General features: G+C 72.2%; 17 protein-coding genes, 1 rRNA gene and 1 pseudogene. 10 read left to right on the top strand and 9 right to left on the bottom strand.

Features of this window, described 5'->3' with window-relative positions; translation table 11 throughout:
- The 3 genes and pseudogenes from rrf to ACGFNI_RS22995 all read left to right on the top strand — a co-directional run.
- Positions 1 to 92, top strand: a 5S ribosomal RNA gene (gene rrf / locus ACGFNI_RS23005); the annotation flags it as partial.
- A 270-nt stretch (positions 93 to 362) separates the two neighbouring features.
- Positions 363 to 1,310 (top strand): annotated as a pseudogene (locus tag ACGFNI_RS23000) (hypothetical protein); the annotation flags it as partial.
- Positions 1,311 to 1,424: 114 nt separating this feature from the next.
- The gene (locus ACGFNI_RS22995; protein ID WP_393686498.1) at positions 1,425 to 2,267 is read left to right on the top strand and encodes a hypothetical protein; all 843 of its coding nucleotides are present in this window, start codon (positions 1,425 to 1,427) and stop codon (positions 2,265 to 2,267) included.
- Positions 2,268 to 2,392: 125 nt separating this feature from the next.
- Here ACGFNI_RS22995 and ACGFNI_RS22990 read toward each other — a convergent pair whose 3' ends face one another.
- The 5 genes from ACGFNI_RS22990 to ACGFNI_RS22970 all read right to left on the bottom strand — a co-directional run bounded on the left by ACGFNI_RS22990 (position 2,393) and on the right by ACGFNI_RS22970 (position 9,305).
- The gene (locus ACGFNI_RS22990) at positions 2,393 to 4,192 is read right to left on the bottom strand and encodes an IucA/IucC family protein (RefSeq protein ID WP_393686473.1); all 1,800 of its coding nucleotides are present in this window, start codon (positions 4,190 to 4,192) and stop codon (positions 2,393 to 2,395) included.
- Positions 4,192 to 4,800: a GNAT family N-acetyltransferase gene (locus ACGFNI_RS22985; protein ID WP_393686472.1), complete on the bottom strand. Its 609-nt coding sequence runs from the start codon at positions 4,798 to 4,800 to the stop codon at positions 4,192 to 4,194. Before ACGFNI_RS22985 ends, ACGFNI_RS22990 begins: the two co-directional genes overlap by 1 nt.
- The gene (locus tag ACGFNI_RS22980; RefSeq protein ID WP_393686470.1) at positions 4,797 to 6,116 is read right to left on the bottom strand and encodes a lysine N(6)-hydroxylase/L-ornithine N(5)-oxygenase family protein; all 1,320 of its coding nucleotides are present in this window, start codon (positions 6,114 to 6,116) and stop codon (positions 4,797 to 4,799) included. The genes ACGFNI_RS22985 and ACGFNI_RS22980 overlap by 4 nt, the downstream gene beginning before the upstream one ends.
- Positions 6,117 to 6,150: 34 nt before the next feature.
- On the bottom strand, positions 6,151 to 7,800 hold the full coding sequence (locus ACGFNI_RS22975; protein WP_393686468.1) for a pyridoxal phosphate-dependent decarboxylase family protein: 1,650 nt from the start codon (positions 7,798 to 7,800) through the stop codon (positions 6,151 to 6,153).
- Positions 7,801 to 8,048: 248 nt separating this feature from the next.
- The gene (locus ACGFNI_RS22970; protein WP_393686466.1) at positions 8,049 to 9,305 is read right to left on the bottom strand and encodes a DUF1015 family protein; all 1,257 of its coding nucleotides are present in this window, start codon (positions 9,303 to 9,305) and stop codon (positions 8,049 to 8,051) included.
- A 200-nt stretch (positions 9,306 to 9,505) separates the two neighbouring features.
- Here ACGFNI_RS22970 and ACGFNI_RS22965 point away from each other — a divergent pair, with 200 nt between their 5' ends.
- Positions 9,506 to 10,549 (top strand): HAD-IIA family hydrolase, encoded by a 1,044-nt coding sequence (locus ACGFNI_RS22965; RefSeq protein WP_393686464.1) that lies wholly within the window; start codon positions 9,506 to 9,508, stop codon positions 10,547 to 10,549.
- A gap of 35 nt (positions 10,550 to 10,584) precedes the next feature.
- Here ACGFNI_RS22965 and ACGFNI_RS22960 read toward each other — a convergent pair whose 3' ends face one another.
- Both ACGFNI_RS22960 and ACGFNI_RS22955 read right to left on the bottom strand, forming a co-directional pair.
- Positions 10,585 to 11,478 (bottom strand): siderophore-interacting protein, encoded by an 894-nt coding sequence (locus ACGFNI_RS22960; RefSeq protein WP_393686462.1) that lies wholly within the window; start codon positions 11,476 to 11,478, stop codon positions 10,585 to 10,587.
- Positions 11,479 to 11,573: 95 nt separating this feature from the next.
- Positions 11,574 to 12,602: an ABC transporter substrate-binding protein gene (locus tag ACGFNI_RS22955; protein WP_393686460.1), complete on the bottom strand. Its 1,029-nt coding sequence runs from the start codon at positions 12,600 to 12,602 to the stop codon at positions 11,574 to 11,576.
- 65 nt (positions 12,603 to 12,667) lie between these two features.
- On the opposite strand from ACGFNI_RS22955, the gene ACGFNI_RS22950 reads away from it, so the two are divergent.
- From ACGFNI_RS22950 to ACGFNI_RS22940, 3 genes are all read left to right on the top strand, one after another.
- A complete protein-coding gene (locus ACGFNI_RS22950; RefSeq protein WP_393686458.1) occupies positions 12,668 to 13,717 on the top strand; it encodes a FecCD family ABC transporter permease in 1,050 nt (349 codons plus the stop codon).
- Positions 13,714 to 14,790 (top strand): FecCD family ABC transporter permease, encoded by a 1,077-nt coding sequence (locus ACGFNI_RS22945; RefSeq protein ID WP_393686456.1) that lies wholly within the window; start codon positions 13,714 to 13,716, stop codon positions 14,788 to 14,790. The genes ACGFNI_RS22950 and ACGFNI_RS22945 overlap by 4 nt, the downstream gene beginning before the upstream one ends.
- An 82-nt stretch (positions 14,791 to 14,872) precedes the next feature.
- Entirely contained in the window at positions 14,873 to 15,703 is an 831-nt protein-coding gene (locus ACGFNI_RS22940; RefSeq protein ID WP_393686454.1) for an ABC transporter ATP-binding protein, read from the top strand.
- Here the strand turns inward: ACGFNI_RS22940 and ACGFNI_RS22935 are convergent.
- Positions 15,687 to 16,034: a sterol-binding protein gene (locus tag ACGFNI_RS22935; RefSeq protein ID WP_393686453.1), complete on the bottom strand. Its 348-nt coding sequence runs from the start codon at positions 16,032 to 16,034 to the stop codon at positions 15,687 to 15,689. The two genes, ACGFNI_RS22940 and ACGFNI_RS22935, sit on opposite strands and share 17 nt — an antisense overlap.
- Before the next feature lie 108 nt (positions 16,035 to 16,142).
- Here ACGFNI_RS22935 and ACGFNI_RS22930 point away from each other — a divergent pair, with 108 nt between their 5' ends.
- From ACGFNI_RS22930 to ACGFNI_RS22920, 3 genes are read left to right on the top strand one after another with little or no spacing between them, the layout of a single operon-like run.
- On the top strand, positions 16,143 to 16,493 hold the full coding sequence (locus tag ACGFNI_RS22930; RefSeq protein WP_393686451.1) for a hypothetical protein: 351 nt from the start codon (positions 16,143 to 16,145) through the stop codon (positions 16,491 to 16,493).
- Between the two features lie 7 nt (positions 16,494 to 16,500).
- A complete protein-coding gene (locus tag ACGFNI_RS22925) occupies positions 16,501 to 17,316 on the top strand; it encodes a TlyA family RNA methyltransferase (RefSeq protein ID WP_393686449.1) in 816 nt (271 codons plus the stop codon).
- A complete protein-coding gene (locus tag ACGFNI_RS22920; protein ID WP_393686448.1) occupies positions 17,313 to 18,254 on the top strand; it encodes an NAD kinase in 942 nt (313 codons plus the stop codon). The genes ACGFNI_RS22925 and ACGFNI_RS22920 overlap by 4 nt, the downstream gene beginning before the upstream one ends.
- 46 nt (positions 18,255 to 18,300) lie before the next feature.
- On the opposite strand, the gene ACGFNI_RS22915 is transcribed toward ACGFNI_RS22920, so the two are convergent.
- Positions 18,301 to 19,818 carry a S41 family peptidase gene (locus ACGFNI_RS22915; protein ID WP_393686447.1) on the bottom strand — a complete coding sequence of 506 codons (1,518 nt, stop codon included), beginning with the start codon at positions 19,816 to 19,818 and terminating at the stop codon, positions 18,301 to 18,303.
- Positions 19,819 to 19,979: the final 161 nt, after the last annotated feature.

Here is a 19,979-nt window from a genome sequence, read left to right as displayed (position 1 = left end):
CGCCCGGTTACATTTCGAACCCGGAAGCTAAGCCTTTCAGCGCCGATGGTACTGCAGAGGGGACTCTGTGGGAGAGTAGGACGCCGCCGAACAATCTTTCAAGGACCCCTGGTCCCAGCGTTCACGCTGGGACCAGGGGTCCTTTTTGTTTTGCCGAAGCGCGCCGAACTGGTCGGTGCGTGAGAATGAATGCAGTACCGAAGACAGGAGTCACGTCGATGTCCACCAACTCTTCCGACGATCGTTCGGAGCGCCGGCCTCAGCGGCGCGACGATGGCGACCGCGGTGGCTTCCGGCGTGACGACCGGGGCCCGCGACGTGACAACGACCGTGGCGGGCGCCCGGCCGGCGGTGGCTACGGGCGGCGTGATGACCGCTCTTCCGGCGGTGAGCGCGGCGGTGACCGTGGCGGATTCCGTGGGGGCGAGCGGCGGGATGACCGGCCGCGCGGACCGCGTCGGGATGACCGTCCGGCCGGTGGCGATCGCGGTGGGTTCCGTCGCGATGACCGGCGGGATGACCGTCCGTCTGGTGGTGACCGGGGCGGGTTCCGTCGCGATGACCGGCGGGATGAGCGTCGTGATGAGCGGTCGTCCGGTGGGGACCGTGGCGGATTCCGGCGGGATGATCGTGGTGGGGACCGTGGTGGGTTCCGGCGTGACGATCGTCCGTCCGGTGGGGACCGGGGTGGGTTCCGGAGGGATGACCGGCGTGATGAGCGGCCGTCGTTCCGTCGCGATGACCGGCCGTCCGGTGGTGACCGTGGGGGATTCCGCGGGGGCGATCGGCGGGATGACCGGCCGCGTGGACCGCGTCGCGATGAGGGCGACCGTGGGGGATTCCGGCGCGATGACCGGCGGGATGATCGTGGTGGGGACCGTGGTGGGTTCCGGCGTGACGATCGGCCGTCCGGTGGTGACCGGGGCGGATTCCGGCGGGATGACCGTCCGTCTGGTGGTGACCGGGGTGGGTTCCGTCGCGATGAGCGTCGTGATGAGCGGTCGTCCGGTGGGGACCGTGGCGGATTCCGGCGGGATGATCGTGGTGGGGACCGTGGTGGGTTCCGTCGCGATGATCGGCCGTCCGGCGGTGACCGGGGTGGGTTCCGGAGGGATGACCGGCGTGATGAGCGGCCGTCGTTCCGGCGCGATGACCGGCCGTCCGGCGGTGACCGTGGGGGATTCCGGCGCGATGACCGGCGGGACGAGCGCGGTGGTGACCGTGGGGGCTTCCGGCGGGATGACCGGTCGTCTGGTGGTGACCGGGGCGGGTTCCGTCGCGATGACCGGCGTGATGACCGGCGTGGTGGGTTTCGGCGGGATGATGAGCGTGGTGGGCGGCGGCCGTATGGTGCGGGGCGTGGCCGGGATGAGCGGCGGGACGATCGGCGCGAGGAGCGGCGGGACCGGGAGCCGATTCGGCGGCTGCCGATTCCGGAGGACGTCACCGGTGACGAGATCGACAAGGACGTGCGGCAGGAGCTGCTGAGCCTGCCCAAGACGCTCGCCGAGGACGTCGCCAAGAACCTGGTGATGGTCGCGAAGATGCTGGACGAGGACCCGGAGAAGGCGTACGGGTACTCGCGGGTGGCGCTGCGGCTGGCTTCCAGGGTTGCGGCGGTGCGTGAGGCGGCGGGGTTCGCTGCGTACGCGGTCGGCAAGTACAGCGAGGCGCTGGGCGAGTTCCGGGCGGCGCGGCGGATGACCGGCGGCGTGGAGCTGTGGCCCGTCATGGCGGACTGCGAGCGCGGTCTCGGCCGGCCGGAGAAGGCGATGGCCATGGCCGGTGAGCCCGAGGTGGCGAAGCTGGACAAGGCGGGACAGGTCGAGATGCGGCTGGTCGCGGCCGGTGCGCGGCGGGACATGGGGCAGGCGGACGCGGCTGTCGTGACGCTGCAGAGCCCCGAGCTGGCGTCGAACGCGATTCACCCGTGGACCGCGCGGCTGCGGTACGCGTACGCGGACGCGCTGCTGGAGGTCGGGCGCGAGGGCGAGGCGCGGGACTGGTTCGCCAAGGCGCTGGAGGCGGACCAGGGCGGTACGACCGACGCGTCGGACCGGCTGGCCGAGCTGGACGGTGTGGAGTTCACCGACGCGCTGGACGAAGAGGCCGACGCGGAGGACGGCGATGGGGCCGGTCGTGCCGGTGCGGTCGATGAGTCCGGTGCGAAGGATGCTGCGGACGAGGTCGATGTGGCCGATGAGGCTCCGGTGCACGACGACGAGCGGGATGAGCGGGGCGACCGGTTCGAGAAGGGCTCCGAGTAGGGCTGGAAACGTGCGAGCGCCGGTCACGGCAGCAGGTGTGTGGCCGGTGACCGCACGGTGAGCTGAGCACGGTATGACGAAGGGCGGGATCCCAGCCGGGATCCCGCCCTTTCGTGTGTGTGGGGTCAGGGCGCGTAGGGCGCGATGGGGTTGTGGAGGGTGCCGACGAGTTGGAGGGCGCCGGCCGGGTCCTGGAGGTCGACCATCTGCTGGTTGTTGCGCAGCTGGAGACGGTTGAGGCAGGAGAGGGCGAACTCGTCGGCGAACATGTCGTACTGGCGGAACTTGTCGGCGAGGTGGGGGACCGACTTCTGGTAGTCGGTGACGCACTCGGCGACCGTGCGCCAGAACGTGTCCTCGTCGAGGACGCCCAGGTCGGCGAGGGTGCCGTTGAGGAAGCGGAAGAAGCAGTCGAAGACGTCGGTGAAGAGGGAGAGGAGTTTCTTGTCCTCGGGGACGTCTGCGCGGATGCGTTCGACGGCGGGGGGCAGTACCGCGTGCGGGTCCATGACGGCGATCTCTTCGGCGATGTCCTTGAAGATCACGCGGGCCACCGCGCCGTCCTCGATGACGAGGATCGCGTTCTCGCCGTGCGGCATGAAGACCAGGTCGTAGGCGTAGAAGCTGTGCAGGACCGGGGTCAGGTACGCGTCGAGGTAGCGGCGCAGCCAGGTGGCCGGGTCCAGGCCGGATTCCTCGATGAGGGCCGCGGCGAAGGAGTTGCCTTCGTGGTCGACGTGGAGGAGTGAGGCCATGGTGGCCAGGCGCTGGCCGGGCTCCAGGGTGGGGACCGGGCTCTCGCGCCAGAGGGCGGCGAGCATCTTGAGGTACGGGGAGCCCTTGGCGGTGGCGGCCTCGTACTGGCGGTGGTGGTAGCCGATGGCGGCGCGTTCGCGGATGATCGAGAAGCGGGCGGCGCGGAAGACGTCGTCGCCGGAGATCAGGCGGGCCAGCCAGTCGTTGATGGCCGGGGTGGCCTCCATGTAGTTCGCGGACAGGCCGCGCATGAAGCCCATGTTGAGGACCGAGAGGGCCGTTTTGACGTAGTGCTTCTCGGGGGCGCTGGTGTTGAAGAAGGTGCGGATGGACTGCTGGGCGAGATAGTCGTCGTCGCCGGTGCCGAGGCAGACCAGGTGCTGCTGGGCGACCTCGGCGGCGAAGGTGACCGAGAGCTTGTTCCACCACTGCCACGGGTGGGCGGGAATCAGGTGGTAGTCGGCGGGGTCCAGGCCGAGGCCGGTGAGGGTGGCGGCGAAGCGGTCGAGGGTGGCCTGGCCGAGTTCGTCGCGGACGAAGGAGTCGTAGTCGAGGCCGGCGCCCGCGGTGAAGGTGGAGCGGTCGCGGCGGGCGGCGAGCCAGATCAGCTGGACGGGGGTGGCGGCTTCCGGGGCGTACGCGTGGTACTCGTGGATGCCGAAGCCGAGGCGGCCGTTGTTGGCGACGAAGCAGGGGTGGCCCTCGGTCATGCCGGTCTCGACGGCCTGGAAGCCGGACGTGGCGAGGTCGGCTGCGGTGACCTGCTCTGCGGCGAGTTTGTAGGCGGTGCCGGAGAGCGTGGAGCTGATCTCTTCCAGGTAGACGGGAAGGATCGTCTCTCCGAGGCCCAGTGCGTCGCGGAGTTCGATGAAGAACTCCAGGGCGTCCAGGGGGAGTTGGGCATCGCCGCAGTGGCGGGTGATGCTGTCGGCGTCGACCAGCCAGTGGTCGAGGGCGCGCCTGCGGGCGGTGAAGCGGTACTCGGTGGTGCCGTCGTCGCTGCGGACGGTGTAGTGGCCGTCCTGCGACAGGGGCTCGGGGGTGAGCAGCCGCTCGTGGGCGAACTCGGCGAGGCCCTTGCGGACGAGGAGCCGGTTCGCGCGAGACCACAGGGCGGGGGTGAGGTGGGCGACCGCGCCCTGGGCGGTGCCGGTGGAGGGGTTCGGCATCAGTTCTCTCCTCGGGCGGCCAGGTACTGGTCGCGGGTGCAGGTGCTGAGGTAGGCGTCCTTCGACGGCAGCGAGACGGTGCGGAGGATCTCGAAGCCGACGGCCTTGTTGAGGGCGTGCACGGCGGTGTTGCGGGCGTCCGGTTCGACGACGACGCGGCGGGTGGCCGGGTCGTCGAAGAGCATGTCCATCACGGTGGTGAGGACGGCGCGGGTGAAGCCGTGCACGGGGGTGGCGGTGGGGGCCGTCAGGAAGTGCATGCCGACGTCGCCGGGTTCGGCCGTGTGGATGCCGACCAGTTCGCGGTGGGCGGGGTCGTAGCGCTCCATGAGGAAGGCGGGGGCGCCGTTGTGCAGGCCGAGGAAGGCGTCGTGGTGCGGGTCGGCGGCTATCCGCGCGAACTCCTTCTCGACGTCCGGCAGATCGCAGTCCTGCATCAGCCAGAAGACGGCTTTGGGGTGGGTGACCCAGCCGTGCAGCAGCTCGACGTCGGCGATGGGGCCTCCCCTGCTCGAACGAAGTTGAGAGCTTGGGGAAGGGTCGACCGGGCGGAGCGAGAAGGTGCCGAGCGCGGCGTCGGTGCGGGTGAAGAGCGGGGCGTCGGTCATGCCGGGATCTCCTGGGGGTGGTGCGGGCCGGCCGGGGCGGCGAACTCCTGGAAGGCGATGGCCTTTTCGACCGGGTAGTACTCGCGGCCGAGCAGCTCGCGGATGATGCACGAGTTGCGGTAGGCGGCCATGCCGAGGTCGGGGGTGACGAAGCCGTGGGTGTGCAGTTCGGCGTTCTGCACGTAGATGCCGTGGCCGCTGGTGTCGATGCTGTAGTTGCGGCCGACGTCGTAGCGGCCCTGGTCGTCCCAGGCGATGCGGTCGCGTACCGGGGTGAGGAAGGCCGGGACGTGGTAGCGGTAGCCGGTGGCGAGGATCAGGCCCTGGGTGTCCAGGGTGAAGTCCTTGCCCTGTTCCTCCTGGCGGAGGCCGAGGGTGTAGGTGCTGGAGGCCGCGTCGTAACTCGCGTGTTCCAGCGAGGTGTTGGTGAGCAGCCGGGTGCGGACGGGTCCGCTGAGGTTCTTCTGGTAGAGCAGATCGAAGATGTCGTTGATCAGCTCGGAGTCGATGCCCTTGTAGAGGTTCTTGTGCGAGGCGTTGAGCCGGTCGCGGGTGGCCGGCGGGAGGGCGTGGAAGTAGTCCACGTACTCCGGCGAGGTCATCTCCAGCGTGAGCTTGGTGTATTCGAGGGGGAAGAAGCGGGGTGAGCGGGTGGCCCAGGTCAGCTGGTAGCCGTAGGTGTCGACGTCCTGGAGGAGGTCGTAGTAGACCTCGGCCGCGCTCTGGCCGCTGCCGACGATGGTGATGCTGTCCTTGGTCTGCAGGCGGGCCTTGGAGCCGAGGTAGTCCGCGTTGTGCAGCAGGTCGCCGCCGAGGCCGCGGCAGGCGTCGGGGAGGTGCGGCGGGGTGCCGGTGCCCAGGACGAGCTTGCGGGCGCGGTAGGTGTGGCGGTCGCCGGTGGGGGTGTGCTCGGCGTGCACGACGTACAGCTCTTCGCTCTCGTCGTACTCGACGGCGGTGACCTGGTGCGCGAAGCGGATGCCGACGAGCTTGCCGGCCGCCCAGCGGCAGTAGTCGTTGAACTCGGCCCGCAGCGGATAGAAGTTCTCGCGGATGTAGAAGGAGTACATCCGGCCCGATTCCTTCAGGTAGTTCAGGAAGGAGAAGGGCGAGGTGGGGTCGGCGAGGGTGACGAGGTCGGCCATGAACGGCACCTGGAGGTGGCTGCTGTCCAGCATCATGCCGGGGTGCCAGTCGAAGGACGCCTTGTTGTCGAGGAACAGGCCGTCGAGTCCGTCGATGGGGTCGGTCAGGCAGGCCAGGCCGAGGTTGAACGGGCCGAGGCCGATGGCGATGAAGTCGTAAGGGGCGGACACGAGGTCTCCGTGATGTGGTCGGCTGTGGGGAGGGTCAGCGTGCGCTGAGAGCCGGCTCGGGCTGCTCGGCCAGGTAGGTACCGGCGTGCCCGGCGATCAGGTCGAGGACGGTGGTGATGTCCTCCAGCGTGGTCTCCGGGTTGAGCAGGGTGAACTTGAGGTAGTGGCGGCCGTCGACGACGGTGCCCGCGACGATGGCGTCGCCGGAGGCGAACAGGGCCTCGCGGGCGTGCAGGTTGACGCGGTCGCTCAGCTGCGGGTCGAGGTCGCCGCCGGGGACGTAGCGGAAGACCAGGGTGCTCAGCTGGGGTTCGGTGACGACGTCGAAGCGGGGGTCGTCGTGGAGGAGCTTCCAGGCGTCCGCCGCGCGGTCGATGACCTCGTCGAAGAGGCCGCCGAGCGCGTCGGCGCCCATGGTGCGCAGCGTCAGCCAGAGCTTGAGCGCGTCGAAGCGGCGGGTCGTCTGGATCGATTTGTCGACCTGGTTGGGGATCCGCTTCTCGGCCATCCGGCGCGGGTTGAGGTAGTCCGCGTGGTAGGTGACGTGCCGCAGCGTGGTGTGGTCGCGGACCAGGACGGCGCTGGAACTGACCGGCTGGAAGAAGGACTTGTGGTAGTCGACGGTCACCGAGTCGGCGTGTTCGATGCCGGACAGCAGTGCGCGCCTGCGGGAGATCAGCAGGCCGCAGCCGTAGGCGGCGTCGACGTGCATCCAGGCGCCGTGCCGTGCGCACAGGGCGGCGATCTCGGGGAGCGGGTCGATGCTGCCGAAGTCGGTGGTGCCTGCGGTCGCGACGACCGCCATCGGTATGAGCCCGTCGCGGCGGCAGCGCTCCAGTTCGGCGGCCAGTTCGTCGGTGCGCATCCGCTTGGTTTCGTCGACGGGTACCGGGAGCACGGCGTCGGCGCCGAGGCCCAGGAGCGTGGCGGCCTTCTGGATGCTGAAGTGGCTGACTTCGGAGGCGAGGATGCGCAGCCGGGGGAGTACGTCGGAGTGGCGGGTGGAGTGGGGCATCCCCTGCTCGGCCGTAGGCGAGAGCTTGGGGAACGGGGTGTCGTCGCGGGTCAGTTCGCGGCGGCACGCCTCGTCGCGGGCGAGCAGCATGGCCTGGAGGTTGGACTGGGTGCCGCCGCTGGTGAAGATGCCGTCGGCCTGTTCGCCGAGGCCGATCCGGCGGGCGGTCCAGTCGATCAGGCGCCGCTCGATCAGGGTGCCGCCCGCGCTCTGGTCCCAGGTGTCCAGGGAGGAGTTGACGGCGGTGAGGACGGCCTCGCCGACGAGCGCCGGGATCACCACGGGGCAGTTGAGGTGCGCGAGGTAGCGCGGGTGGTGGAAGTAGACGGCGTCGCGGAGGTAGACGTCTTCGAGTTCGTCGAGCGCCGCGGTGGGGTCGTGCAGCGGTGCGTCGAGGTCGATGCCGGCCAGCGTGGGGGTGAGGCCGTCGACGGAGATGCCGGTGAACGGCCGCCGGGTGGTGGCGATTTTGGCGCCGACCCGGTCGACTCCTTCGGTGACCGCGTGGCGGTACTGCCGGGCGGTGCCGTTGCCCAGCAGGTAGCTGCGGCCGTCGGGGGGTTCGCAGGCCGAGGGGGTTTCGGTCTCCGGTGCGTTCGTGGCGTGCGGTGTCGCCCCGGGGGTGCGGTGGGGCGACGGGTCCTCGGCGGAGTGCGCGAGGAGGCTCATGAAGGGGTCCTCCCTGATACGGACATGACCACGCCCTGTGCGGTGGGGGCGGCGTGGTGACGTCGCGGCAGGAAGGACCCGCCGCGACGTAGTGAGGTAAGCCTAACCTAACCGTTTCGGCCATCGGGGAGGGGGTGCCGGGGCGCCGCCCGGAGCGGTGGGCCCGGGGCGCCCAAGGTACGGACGCGCAGGTCGGACCCGTTCGTGACGTGGCGTCCTGGCGGGCGGCGGAGCGGTGCGAAGGCGCCCTACGCGTCCAGGGTGCGCAGGATCAGGCCACTGGCCGGCTTGGGCCCGAAGGACGTCGACTTGCGGGGCATCATCACGCCTTCCAGGGCGAGTTGGCGGACCGTGTCCTCCGACGTCGCGCGCATCAGGACGGCCGTACCGCCGTGCCGGGCGGCCTGCGCGACGGCGGCCCGCGCGTCATGGAGATAGCTGATGTCCGACGGGCGGTCGGGGACGCGCCACACCGCGTCCAGGAGGACGGAGTGCAGCACCGTGGCGTCCAGCCCGCGCCAGCTCTCGGGGCGGTCCCTGCGCACCGTGCGGGCGAGCAGCTCCGGGTCGGGGCGGTCCAGCAGATGGAACGTGTCCGGGCCGCCGGCCAGGACGAAGGCGTTGCCTGTGGCGTCGTCCAACGCCGCGAGCGCCGCGGTGAGATCGGCCGGGAGCGGCCGGGCGCGGAAGGCCCCGCCGAGACCGGCGAGGGCCGCCTCGGGCGTCAGGTGCGGCAGCACGCGGTGGATGGCACGCACCTGGAGCGGGTAGCGGGCGGTGTCGACCAGCAGCACGAGCCCGCAGGCCCAGGGCGAGGCGGGGGTGGCGCCCGGCGTCTGCTCGTACAGCCGCTGGTACGTCGCCCAGCGGTGGTGGCCGTCGGCGATCAGGGCCTGCCGTCCTGCGAGGTCGGCGTCGACCGCGGCGAGGTCGGCGGGGGCGGTCACGGCCCACAGGCGGTGCGCGAAGCCGTCCTCGGTGGTGGTGGCGAGCAACGGCGGGCGCCGCACGGCGCGTTCGATGACGGCGGTGGCGCCCGTCGCGGTGCCCCGGCCGCGGTAGGAGAGCAGCAGTGGCTCGAAGTTGGCGCCTGCCGCGCGCATCAGCTGCGCCCGGTCATCGACGACCTCGGGGATGACGTCCTCGTGCGGCAGCACCGGGCCGTCCAGCCGCAGCGCGCCGATCAGACCGCGTTGCAGCACGTCGCCCGCGCGCTGCTCGTACACGTACAGCGCGGGCTGCGGATCCGGCGTCAGGATGCCATCGGCGCGCCAGCGTGCCAGGGTGTCGGCCGCCTGGCGGTGGCGCGCCGATGGGTCGGCGGCGTGCGGCAGGATCAGCCGGACGATGTTGTACGGATCGGCGGTCTCCAGGTACCGCACGCCGTCCGGCCTGACCACGACGTCGTACGGGGGAGAGGTGACCGCGGTGAGGCTGCTGACCCGGTCCGGGGCGTAGCGCAGTCCGCGGAACGGAAGGAGGCGAAGGCCGTCGGTGCTGGTCATTGGGAAATGCTATTCCGCTGGTGGGGTGAGGGATGATCGGGGGAGAGCCATGATGTGGCTGGATATATCGGTAGGCGCGGCGGGGCGGACGCGGTGCGGCGCGGCGGAGCCCCAGGGGTCCGTGTGCGGGGCGCCGCGGCATCCGTACGGCGTGTCGCGGCGGTCCGCGCGGTGCGTGGGCGGGTGAGGAGCAGGACGGCATGACGGAGCAGGTTCGCAGGCGGCCCGGCGGGTGCGAGCGCCCGCTGAACGAGGCGTACGACACGGCGCTGCTCGATCTGGACGGCGTCGTCTACGCGGGCGGCGCGGCCCTCGCGCACGCCGTGGACTCGCTGGTCACGGCGCGGGACGCCGGGATGCATCTGGCGTATGTGACCAACAACGCCGCCAGGACCCCGCAGACGGTCGCCGACCAGCTGACCGGGTTCGGCCTGCCGACCGGCGCGGCCGACGTGATCACGTCGGCGCAGGCGGTGGCGCGGCTGATCTCCGAGCAGGTGCCGCCGGGCGCCAGGGTGCTGGCCATCGGCGGCGAGGGGCTGCGGGTCGCGCTGCGCGAACGTGGCCTGGTGCCCGTCGAGTCCGCCGACGACGATCCGGCGGCCGTGGCGCAGGGCTACGACCCGGCGATGGACTGGGGGCGCCTCGCGGAAGCCGCGTACGCGGTGCAGCGCGGCGTGCCGTGGTTCGCCTCCAACACCGACCTCACGATTCCCAAGGAGCGCGGGATCGCGCCGGGCAACGGCGCGTTGGTCGAGGTGGTGCGGACCGCGGCGGGCGGGACGCCGCAGGTGGCGGGGAAGCCGCAGCCGCCGATGCACCGGGAGACGGTGCTGCGGACCGGAGCCGAGCGGCCCCTGGTGATCGGGGACCGGCTCGACACCGACATCGAGGGCGCCTGCAACGGCGGGGTGGACTCGCTGCTGGTCCTCACCGGCGTGACCACCGCCGCCGAACTGCTGACCGCCACGCCGCCGCACCGCCCGACGTACGTCGACGCCGACCTGCGCGGGCTGCTGACGGCGCAGCCCGCGGTGGAGCCGGCGGGTGAGGGCTTCGGGTGCGGCGGCTGGCACGCCGCGGCGGACGGCGGGACGCTCACGCTGGACGGCGCGGGCGAGCCCCTGGACGGGCTGCGGGCGCTGTGCGCGGCGGCCTGGACGGCGGCGGGGGGCGGCAGCTGCACGGCGGACGCGAGTGGCGCCCTGAAGCGGTTGGGGCTGTCGGGGCTGTCGGGGCGGTGAGGCGCGGGGCGGCCGGTCCTCGGGCCGGCCGCCCGTCAGTCCTGGTCCGATGCCGCTGCCGCAGCCGCCGTCAGCTCCGCGATCAGGTCCTCCTCGGTGGCGCCGCGCCGCCAGTAACCGGTGAACTTCACGGCCCTGCGGTCGAATCCGCGCTCCTGGACGAGGTGCCTGCGCTGCGCCTTGACGGATCCGGCCTCACCGGCGATCCAGGCGTACGGCGTGCCCGTGGGCAGGGTGGCCGTGCGCAGGGCGTCCACCACCGCATCGCCGCCGGGGGTGCCGGCGTGGTCGCGGACGATCCAGGTGATGTCGGCGTCGGCGAAGCTGGGCAGGTACCGCCGGTCGTCCTCGTGGTCGATTTCGAGGAAGACCTGGGCGTGGGTGCCGGGGGTCAGCCAGGCGAGGATGCCGGCCACGGCGGGCAGCGCCGTACCGTCGCCGGTCAGCAGGATCCAGTCGGTGCCTGACGGCGGCCGGAAGTCGACGCCGCCGTTGTCCTCGACGGTCGGTGCGAGCACGGACAGCCGGTCGCCGGGCCGAGCCGACGCCGCCCAGCTGCAGGCCGGGCCGCTCGCCGGGGCGTGGCCCGCCGCGTCGACGCCGTGCAGGACGAAGTCGACGTCGAACTCCTCGGGATCGTGGCGCTGTTCACGGATCGTGTAGGTGCGCATCACGGCGCGCTCGGCGGGGTCCTGGACCCGCCAGGCGGCATACCAGCCCTCGCCGGTGTCGTCGAAGGCCGGCCTGCTCTGGTGCGGCTGCGGGAGGAAGAGTTTGAACCGCTGGTCACGACCGCCGGATGCCATCTCGGCCAGCCGTTCGCCGCCGAAGGTGATCCGGACCACGGAGGGGCTGCGCCGTTCGGTACGGACGACGTGCACGTCGAAGAAGCGGAACGGTGCGGTGGCGGGGGCGGCGGTGGTGGTCATGCGGTGAACCTCCTGTGGCCGTGCGGTGGTTGTCCGGTTGTCCGGTCGGTGGGGGCGGCGCGGGGCCCCGGGTGGCGGTGCCCCGCGCCGGTGTGTCAGCTGACCTTCTTCGCGCCTTCGATGGCCTTGGTCAGTGCCTCGATGAGTGGTGCGGAGCCTGCGTAGGAGAAGCGCGGTTCGCTCGACCAGGGGGTGATCTGGCCTGCCTTGACCGCGGGCAGCTGGGCCCAGGAGGGCTTGGCGGCCAGGTCCTTGGGCTGGAGGGTGGCGGTGCGGCTGTCCAGCAGGAGCAGGTCGGCCCGGTACTTGTCGGCGTTCTCCCAGCTCAGGCTCTCGAAGTAGCCGCCCTTGTCGAGGTGGTCGGGGACGATCAGGTCGACGCCGAGCGACTTGTAGTACATGAGGTCGGCGTTGATGCCGGGGTTGGACGCGTAGAAGAGGTTGGCGCTGCCGGAGCAGGCCAGCACCTTCACGGGGTGGGACTTGGCGGCCTTGCGCAGCGCGGCGCTCGCCTTCTCGAAGCGGGCCTTGTCCGCGGCGACCTGCTTCGCCTTCAGGTCGGCGCCGAGCGAGGCGGCCAGCTCCGCGTACCGCTCGATGATCTTCACCAGGCTCACCCGCGAGGAGGTGATGGCGACGCTCTTGGCGAGCTGGTTGATCTTGTCCTTGCGGTCGTCGGGCACGAACCACAGGGCGCCGGGCTCGTACATGTTGGTGATGAGCAGGTCGGGGCGCAGGCTCGCGTACTTCTCGACGTTGAACTGGTTGTACTCGTTGCCGATGACGGCGACCTTGTCGACGTCGATGCCGCCCGCCTGCGGATCGGCCTTGCCGTTCTTCAGCTTGGTCGGGCCGAAGACGCCGACGACCTGGTCGTCGATGCCGAAGTCGTGCAGCGCGGCGGCGGTGCCGGTGAAGGCGACGATGCGCTGCGGGGTGTGGTCGAGGGAGACCTTCTTCTTGCGGTCGTCGGTGAAGGACCAGGGGCCGCCCCCGCCACCGCCGTTGGCGCTCCCCGAACCCTTGCCGCCCCCGCACGCGGCGAGCAGGGCGCCGACGCCGAGTGCACCGCCTGCGGCTAGGACGCCTCGGCGGGACGGGGTTAGGCTGCGGAAGTTGCTCATGGTGGTGCGCTTCTCTCTGGGGAGGCCATGTCGGGCTGTTCTGAGGGTAGGCTAACCTAACCGACGTGTTGGTCGACAGTCCCCCCGAAGCATCGAAGGCCCCGGCGACCGGGGCGCCGCAACGGCGGCACCTGACGCGCTCCGTGGGGCTGCTCGCCTCCGTGGCCGTCCTGGTGGTCGTCACCGTCCTCGGCATCGCCGTCGGCGCGAAACAGATACCGCTCGACCAGGTGTGGCACGGGGTGTTCCACTACTCCGGCACCGATACCGACGTCATCGTCCGCGACGTGCGCCTGCCCCGCACCCTCCTCGGGCTGCTGGTGGGCGCCGCGCTCGGGCTGGCCGGCACGGTGATGCAGGCACTGACCCGAAATCCCCTTGCGGAACCGGGAGTTCTCGGCATCAACGCGGGCGCATCGGCGGCCGTCGTCTCCGCGATCAGCTTCTTCGGCATCACCTCGCTGTCCGGATATGTGTGGTTCGCCTTCCTCGGCGCCGCGGTGGTCTCCGTCGCGGTCTACGTGCTCGGCGGCACCCGCGCCGCCACCCCCGTACGGCTCGCCCTCGCCGGCACCGCGCTCAGCGCCGTCCTCACCGGCTACCTCAACGCCGTCAACCTCATGGACACCGCGGCCCTGGACAAGATGCGCTTCTGGACGGTCGGTTCGCTGGCCGCGGCCACCATGCCGACCGTCACGCAGATCGCACCGTTCCTGATCGTGGGCGGCGTCCTCGCGCTGCTGCTCGCCCGGCCGCTGAACGCCGTCGCGCTCGGCGACGACCAGGCACGGGCCCTGGGCGCCGGGCTGACCCGCACCCGGGTGCTGGCGATGATCGCGGTGACCCTGCTGTGCGGCGGCGCGACCGCGGCCTGCGGCCCGATCGTCTACGTCGGCCTGATGGTCCCGCACGCCGTCCGCGCCCTCACCGGGCCCGACCTGCGCTGGATCCTGCCGTACTCGGCGGTGCTCTCCCCGGTCCTGCTGCTCGGCGCCGACATCATCGGCCGGATCGTGGCCAGGCCGGGTGAACTCCAGGTCGGCATCGTCACCGCGATCATCGGCGGCCCTGTCTTCATCTATCTCGTACGGCGTCGGAGGATGGCCCAGCTGTGAGTTCCCCAGTGCAGAGCGACAAGGGCCCCAAGGCGGGCCGGCGGGTGACCCCGGTGCGCACCGGCGGCGGGCTCTCGCTGCGGCTGGACGTACGGGCGGTGACCGCCGGCCTGGTGCTGCTGGTCCTGGCGCTGGCCGCGAGCGTGGCGCTGATCGGTTCCGGCGACTACCCGATGACGCCGTCCGAGGTGCTGCGCACGCTGACCGGCGGCGGCGACGCGGGCCAGCAGTTCATCGTGCAGGAGCTGCGGCTGCCGCGGGTGCTGGTCGGCCTGCTGGTCGGCGCCGCCTTCGGCATCGCGGGCGCCGTCTTCCAGACGGTCTCGCGCAACCCGCTGGGCAGCCCCGACGTGCTCGGATTCGGCCAGGGCGCATCCGTCGGCGCGCTGGTCGTCATCGTCTACTTCCACGGCGGCACCTTCGCGGTGGCCGCCGGGTCCGTGGTCGGCGGCGTGATCACCGGCCTCGCCATCTTCCTGCTCGCCTGGAAGCGCGGCATCCACGGCTACCGCTTCGTCCTCGTCGGCATCGGCGCAGCCGCCATGCTCTACGCGATGGTCCTCTACCTCCTGACCAAGGCGAACATCGTCGAGGCGACGCAGGCCACCACCTGGATGACCGGCTCCCTCAGCGGCCGTGACTGGAGCCAGGTCTGGCCGCTGGCCGCCGTCTGCGCCGTCCTCATCCCGCTGGCCCTGTGCTACGGACGCCCGCTGCGGATGCTGGAGATGGGCGACGACGCGGCGTACGCGCTGGGCGTGCGGGTCGACCGGGTGCGCGTCGTGGTGCTGCTGGCCGCCGTCGTCCTCGTCGCCTCCGCGACCGCGGCGGCCGGACCCATCGCCTTCGTGGCGCTCACCGCCCCGCAGCTCGCCAGGCGGCTGACCCGCTCGCCGGGACCGAACCTGCTGCCGTCCGCCGTCATGGGCGCCCTGCTGCTGGTCGCGGCCGACTGGTCGGCGCAGCGGCTGTTCGGCGCCGACCAGCTGCCGGTCGGCGTGCTGACCGGCGTACTCGGCGGCGGCTACTTGGTCTGGCTGCTGGTCACCGAGCGCAGGGCGGGCCGGATATGAGCCGGCCCGGCGGTCCCCGCCCGCCGCGCGGACAACAGCAGTGACAGGGCAGTGCTATGACGACAACCCCCAGGAGCCCCAAGTGAGCCGTCTCACGGCCGAGAACCTCACCCTCGCCTACGACCAGCGGGTCATCGCCGAGAACCTCTCGGTCGCCGTCCCCGACCAGTCGTTCACCGTCATCGTCGGACCGAACGCCTGCGGCAAGTCCACGCTGCTGCGCGCCCTGTCACGGATGCTCAAGCCGACGGAGGGACGGGTGCTGCTGGACGGCTCGGTCATCTCCTCCCTCCCGGCCAAGAAGGTCGCAAGGACGCTCGGCCTGCTGCCGCAGTCCTCGATAGCCCCCGACGGCATCACCGTCGCCGACCTGGTGGCCCGCGGTCGCTACCCGCACCAGGGCGTCCTGCGCCAGTGGTCGGGCGAGGACGAGCGGATCGTCAGGGAGGCGATGGAGTCCACCGGCGTCGGACAGCTCGCCGAGCGCTACGTCGACGAACTGTCGGGCGGCCAGCGCCAGCGCGTCTGGATCGCCATGGCACTGGCCCAGCAGACGCCGCTGCTGCTGCTCGACGAGCCGACGACCTACCTCGACATCCAGCACCAGATCGACGTCCTCGACCTCTGCGCCGAACTGCACGAGGAGCAGGGCCGCACCCTCGTCGCCGTGCTGCACGACCTCAACCACGCCGCCCGGTACGCGACCCACCTCATCGCGATGAAGGACGGCCTGATCGTCGCCGATGGCGCCCCGTCGGACATCGTCACCGCCGAACTGGTCGAGGACGTCTTCGGGCTCAGCTGTCAGATCATCGACGACCCGGAGACCGGCACCCCGCTGGTCATCCCGGCCGCGCGCAAGCCGCGCGCGACCGCGGGCGCGGGAGCGGAGCGGGCTACAGCAAGGCCCTGAGACGGAGCAGGTCGCGCACCCCGGCTTCGAGCCTGACCCGGCCGCCGCCCCAGGCCCGCGCGAAGGACAGCCTGCCGTCCACCAGCGCGATCAGATCGTCCCCCGCCATCGCCAGCCGGATGTCGGCCTTGTCGGGCGGCGGGCCGGGGCGGCTGCGCACGTCCGCGATGGTGCCGTGCGCGAGGCGTCCGGTGAACGTGACGTCCAGGTCGGTGATGCGGCAGCTGAGCGAACGGTCGAGCGCGGCGGCACTGCGTACGTCGCCGTCGGCCGCGGACAGGTTCTGCGCCAGCCGGTCGAGTGCGGCGCGGCACTGGTCGAGAGTTGCCATCGCGATCGACGATACGCCCTGCCGTGGACGGGGCCCGCGCCCTTCGCCGGGCGCCGCACGCGGACGCCGACCCGGGGCCCTGCGGGTGTTCGCGGTAGCGTCGGGGACATGGAAGAGCCGACGTCAGGCCCGCAGCCGCAGCCACCGGACCCGGCCCCGCCCGCGGGGGCCGCTCCCGAGCACGGCGAACCGGAAGGCAGCGGTCCGCAGGGCAGCGAGCCCGAGGGACCGCCGGAGCCGGCAAGGCCGCAGCCGCTGGGTGTGGGCATCACCCCGACCGGTCACGCCCCGGCCGACGCCGCCCTGGCGCGTCTCGCCGACGCCGACCACCTCGCTGCCGACGGTCACCTCCCGGTGTACGAAGATGTGCACCGTGGGCTGCGCGACGCGCTGGCCGCTCTCGACCAGCGCCCCGGGCCGCCCGCGCCCAGCGCGACGACGTACGACCTCAGGAGCTGAACCACAGGTGGCAGGAGTGGCACGACGCCGACTCGACGCGGAGCTGGTGCGCCGCAAGCTGGCCCGCTCGCGCGAGCACGCAAGCCAGCTGATCGCCGCGGGACGGGTGACCGTCGGCGGGACGACGGCGAGCAAAGCCGCCACCCAGGTCGAGACCAGCGCCGCCGTGGTCGTCCGCGAGGACGCCGGCGACCCTGACTACGTCTCGCGCGGCGGCCACAAGCTCGCCGGCGCCCTCGCCGCCTTCGTCCCGCTCGGCCTGGAGGTCGAAGGCCGCCGCGCCCTGGACGCGGGCGCATCGACCGGCGGCTTCACCGACGTCCTGCTGCGCGCCGGAGCCGGACACGTCGTCGCCGTCGACGTCGGCTACGGCCAGCTCGCCTGGTCCCTCCAGAGCGACGAGCGGGTCACCGTGAAGGACCGGACGAACGTCCGCGAGCTGACCTTGGACGACCTCGACGGGCAGCCCGTCGACCTCGTCGTCGGCGACCTGTCGTTCATCCCGCTGGGTCTGGTGCTGCCCGCGCTCGCGGCCTGCGCGGCACCCGACGCGGATCTGGTGATGATGGTCAAGCCGCAGTTCGAGGTCGGCAGGGAAAGGCTCGGCAGCGGCGGCGTGGTGCGCAGCGCGGAGCTGCGCGCCGAAACCGTCCGCACCGTCGCGGCGCGCGCGGCCGAACTGGGCCTCGGCGTGCGTGGCGTGACTGCGAGCCCGCTGCCTGGACCATCGGGAAATGTCGAGTACTTTCTGTGGCTGCGCGCCGGGGCGCCTGCACTCGACCCGGCGGATGTCGACCGTGCAGTGGCGGAGGGGCCCCGTTGACCACAACACAGGCAGTTGAAGACCGCGCACCACAGCCGGCGGGCGGTGCGGCGCGGACCGTCTTCCTGCTCGCACACACCGGCCGCCCGGCGGCCGTCCGCAGCGCCGAACGCGTCGTCCAGGGACTGTTGCGCCACCGGATCGGGGTGCGGGTGCTGGCAGAGGAGGCCGCCGACCTGCCGCTGCCCCCCGAGGTGGAACGCGTCGAGTCCGAGCAGCGCGCGGCCGAGGGCTGCGAACTGCTGGTGGTGCTCGGCGGGGACGGCACCCTGCTGCGCGGCGCCGACTTCGCCAGGACGTCGGGGGTGCCGATGCTCGGCGTCAACCTCGGCCGGGTGGGCTTCCTCGCGGAGGCCGAGCGGGACGATCTCGACAAGGTCGTCGACCGGGTCGTGACCCGCGCGTACGAGGTCGAGGAGCGGATGACCCTCGACGTGCTGGTCCGCAACAACGGCAGCATCGTGCACACCGACTGGGCGCTGAACGAGGCGTCCGTGGAGAAGGCCGCGCGGGAGCGGATGCTGGAGGTCGTCACGGAGGTCGACGGGCGGCCCGTCTCGCGCTTCGGCGGCGACGGCGTGGTCTGCGCCACCCCGACCGGCTCGACCGCCTACGCCTTCTCGGCCGGCGGACCGGTCGTCTGGCCCGAGGTCGAGGCGCTGCTGATGGTCCCGATCAGCGCCCACGCGCTGTTCGCCAAGCCGCTGGTCACCTCGCCGAAGTCGGTGCTCGCGGTGGAGGTCCAGCCCAAGACGCCGCACGGCGTGCTGTGGTGCGACGGCCGGCGCAGCGTCGAACTGCCCGCAGGGGCGCGGGTGGAGGTGCGGCGGGGCGCCGTACCGGTGCGCCTGGCCCGGCTGCACCACGCCTCCTTCACGGACCGCCTGGTCGCCAAGTTCGCGCTCCCGGTGGCCGGTTGGCGCGGCGCGCCGCACTGACCCGACGGGCGGGGAGCCGCGGTACGGCCTCCCCGCCCGCCGTACCTCACCCGGTGGCCGTCGCCCGGCCCGACAGCAGGGCGCGGGCGCGGGTGAGCGCGGGGTCGCGGCGTGCGTCGATGTCCTCGTCGGCGAAGACCGGGGTGCGGATCGCGGGGGGTATACCGGGCCCGTCGAAGGTGTGTCCGCCGGCGGTCAGGAACTCCTCGTTCGGCAGCCCGAACTGCCAGCCGTTGGGCAGCGCGCGCTCCAGGATGTCCGAGTAGACGCCCTGGGTGTTCTCACCGATGCGGACGGGCGCGGGGGAGCGGCCCATCAGGGACTGGGTGAACGTCTCGCCCGCGCTGATGGTGAGCCGCCCGGTCAGCACCGCCACAGGGCCGGTGAACACCGGACCGTGGTGCGGCCGGACGCGTACCGGCTCCGGCGTCGTGAACTTCCCCGGGTCATGGGCGTCGTTGCGAGCCCGCTTGGCGTACGCGAGATACGGGTGGCGGGTCAGCCGGGAAGCGATGCGCAGCCCGAGCGGGTCGTGTCCGCCGCCGTTGATCCGCAGGTCGACGACCAGCCCGCGCAGGGCCTTCGGCCCCCGCGTCCTGGACCGGGTGAACACCGCGTCCAGCGCCCGGTCCAGCTCGGCTGCGTCAGCCGCGTAGGAACCGTCGTCCGTGTACTGGGCGAACTGCGTGACGCGCAGGTATCCGACGCGGTCCGGCAGGTCGGCGTAGGCGATCCGGCCCCGGGCCCAGGTGTGCTGGGTGACCCCCGGGCCGAGGTTGGCGGCGATGGCCGCGTCCGTACGGGCCGTGAACGCGGGGGTGGGAAGGACGGTTCCCGGCCGTTTCCCGGCGAACCACTGGTCGGGCCCCGCGACCACCCGGGTGTGCGCGTCGTACAGCGGCTCGATCATCTCCCGCAGGACGGCGAAGAGTTCGTCGTCGCCTGTGGTGGCGGTGATGCGGGGACGGTAGCGGGCGCGGACCGCAGGCCAGTCGATCTTCTTCGCGCGGAAGAACGGGTAGTTCTCGGCGAAGGTCTGCCAGTAGACGTCGAACACCGCCCTGGGGTCGCGGGCGGCGGGGCGGCGGCAGCGGTCGGGCAGCGCGGCGACGCGGCGCAGGGTGCGATGGCCCACGGCGTCGGGCGACGACATCCGCGCGCGTCCTGCGCTCGCCGGTGCCACGGTCAGCGGGGCGCCGTCCGGCACGGTGAACACGCTGCGGCCGTGCGGACCCGGCGCCCCGGTACGGGTGCCGACGAGCGAGCCGGGCAGGCAGCTGACGGCGGTGGTCTCGTACGTCCGCAGCCGGCGGCCCTCGACGGCGACGAGGGTGCCGTAGCCGTCGGTCCGCCAGACGCCCTCCAGGGAGGCGGCGCGGTCCGTGGGCGCCGGTGCGGCGGGGGCGGGGGACGCCGTGGCGGTCAGCGTCGTCAGCGTGGCCAGGAGCAGGGCCGCCCGCGCGGTGCGGCGGGCACGTCCCGGTCGGTGGCCGGGCGCCCCGGAGCCGTGCGGGGGCGCCGCCCGGGGCGCACCGGGGTTCTTCGCCGGGCGGGAGAGAGGCATGGGGTCTCCTTGTCGGATGCGGGGGCGAGGCCGGCGGGGTGTGCGGGGAGGCGGCGGGTGGCCGCGGTCCGTGCCGCCGGAGGCCGTGGCCGGTGTCGCACGGGCCGGTCCATCGCAGGCATGTGCGCCTTTCCTCCCGTTTCGTCGTCCGGTCTCCCGTC

The organism is Streptomyces sp. NPDC048644, assembly GCF_043199105.1.
In the GTDB taxonomy this organism is placed as follows: Bacteria; Actinomycetota; Actinomycetes; order Streptomycetales; family Streptomycetaceae; genus Streptomyces.
Note: the sequence above shows the minus strand (reverse complement) of the source record. Positions and strands in the feature narration are given on the sequence as shown.

What these genes read in the sequence shown, in the direction of transcription:
- ACGFNI_RS22990 (WP_393686473.1), bottom strand. Translation starts at nt 4,192, where the DNA reads ATGCCGAACCCCTCCACCGGCACCGCCCAGGGCGCGGTCGCCCACCTC.
- ACGFNI_RS22985 (WP_393686472.1), bottom strand. Translation starts at nt 4,800, where the DNA reads ATGACCGACGCCCCGCTCTTCACCCGCACCGACGCCGCGCTCGGCACC.
- ACGFNI_RS22975 (WP_393686468.1), bottom strand. Translation starts at nt 7,800, where the DNA reads ATGAGCCTCCTCGCGCACTCCGCCGAGGACCCGTCGCCCCACCGCACC.
- ACGFNI_RS22970 (WP_393686466.1), bottom strand. Translation starts at nt 9,305, where the DNA reads ATGACCAGCACCGACGGCCTTCGCCTCCTTCCGTTCCGCGGACTGCGC.
- ACGFNI_RS22965 (WP_393686464.1), top strand. Translation starts at nt 9,506, where the DNA reads ATGACGGAGCAGGTTCGCAGGCGGCCCGGCGGGTGCGAGCGCCCGCTG.
- ACGFNI_RS22960 (WP_393686462.1), bottom strand. Translation starts at nt 11,478, where the DNA reads ATGACCACCACCGCCGCCCCCGCCACCGCACCGTTCCGCTTCTTCGAC.
- ACGFNI_RS22955 (WP_393686460.1), bottom strand. Translation starts at nt 12,602, where the DNA reads ATGAGCAACTTCCGCAGCCTAACCCCGTCCCGCCGAGGCGTCCTAGCC.
- ACGFNI_RS22935 (WP_393686453.1), bottom strand. Translation starts at nt 16,034, where the DNA reads ATGGCAACTCTCGACCAGTGCCGCGCCGCACTCGACCGGCTGGCGCAG.
- ACGFNI_RS22930 (WP_393686451.1), top strand. Translation starts at nt 16,143, where the DNA reads ATGGAAGAGCCGACGTCAGGCCCGCAGCCGCAGCCACCGGACCCGGCC.
- ACGFNI_RS22915 (WP_393686447.1), bottom strand. Translation starts at nt 19,818, where the DNA reads ATGCCTCTCTCCCGCCCGGCGAAGAACCCCGGTGCGCCCCGGGCGGCG.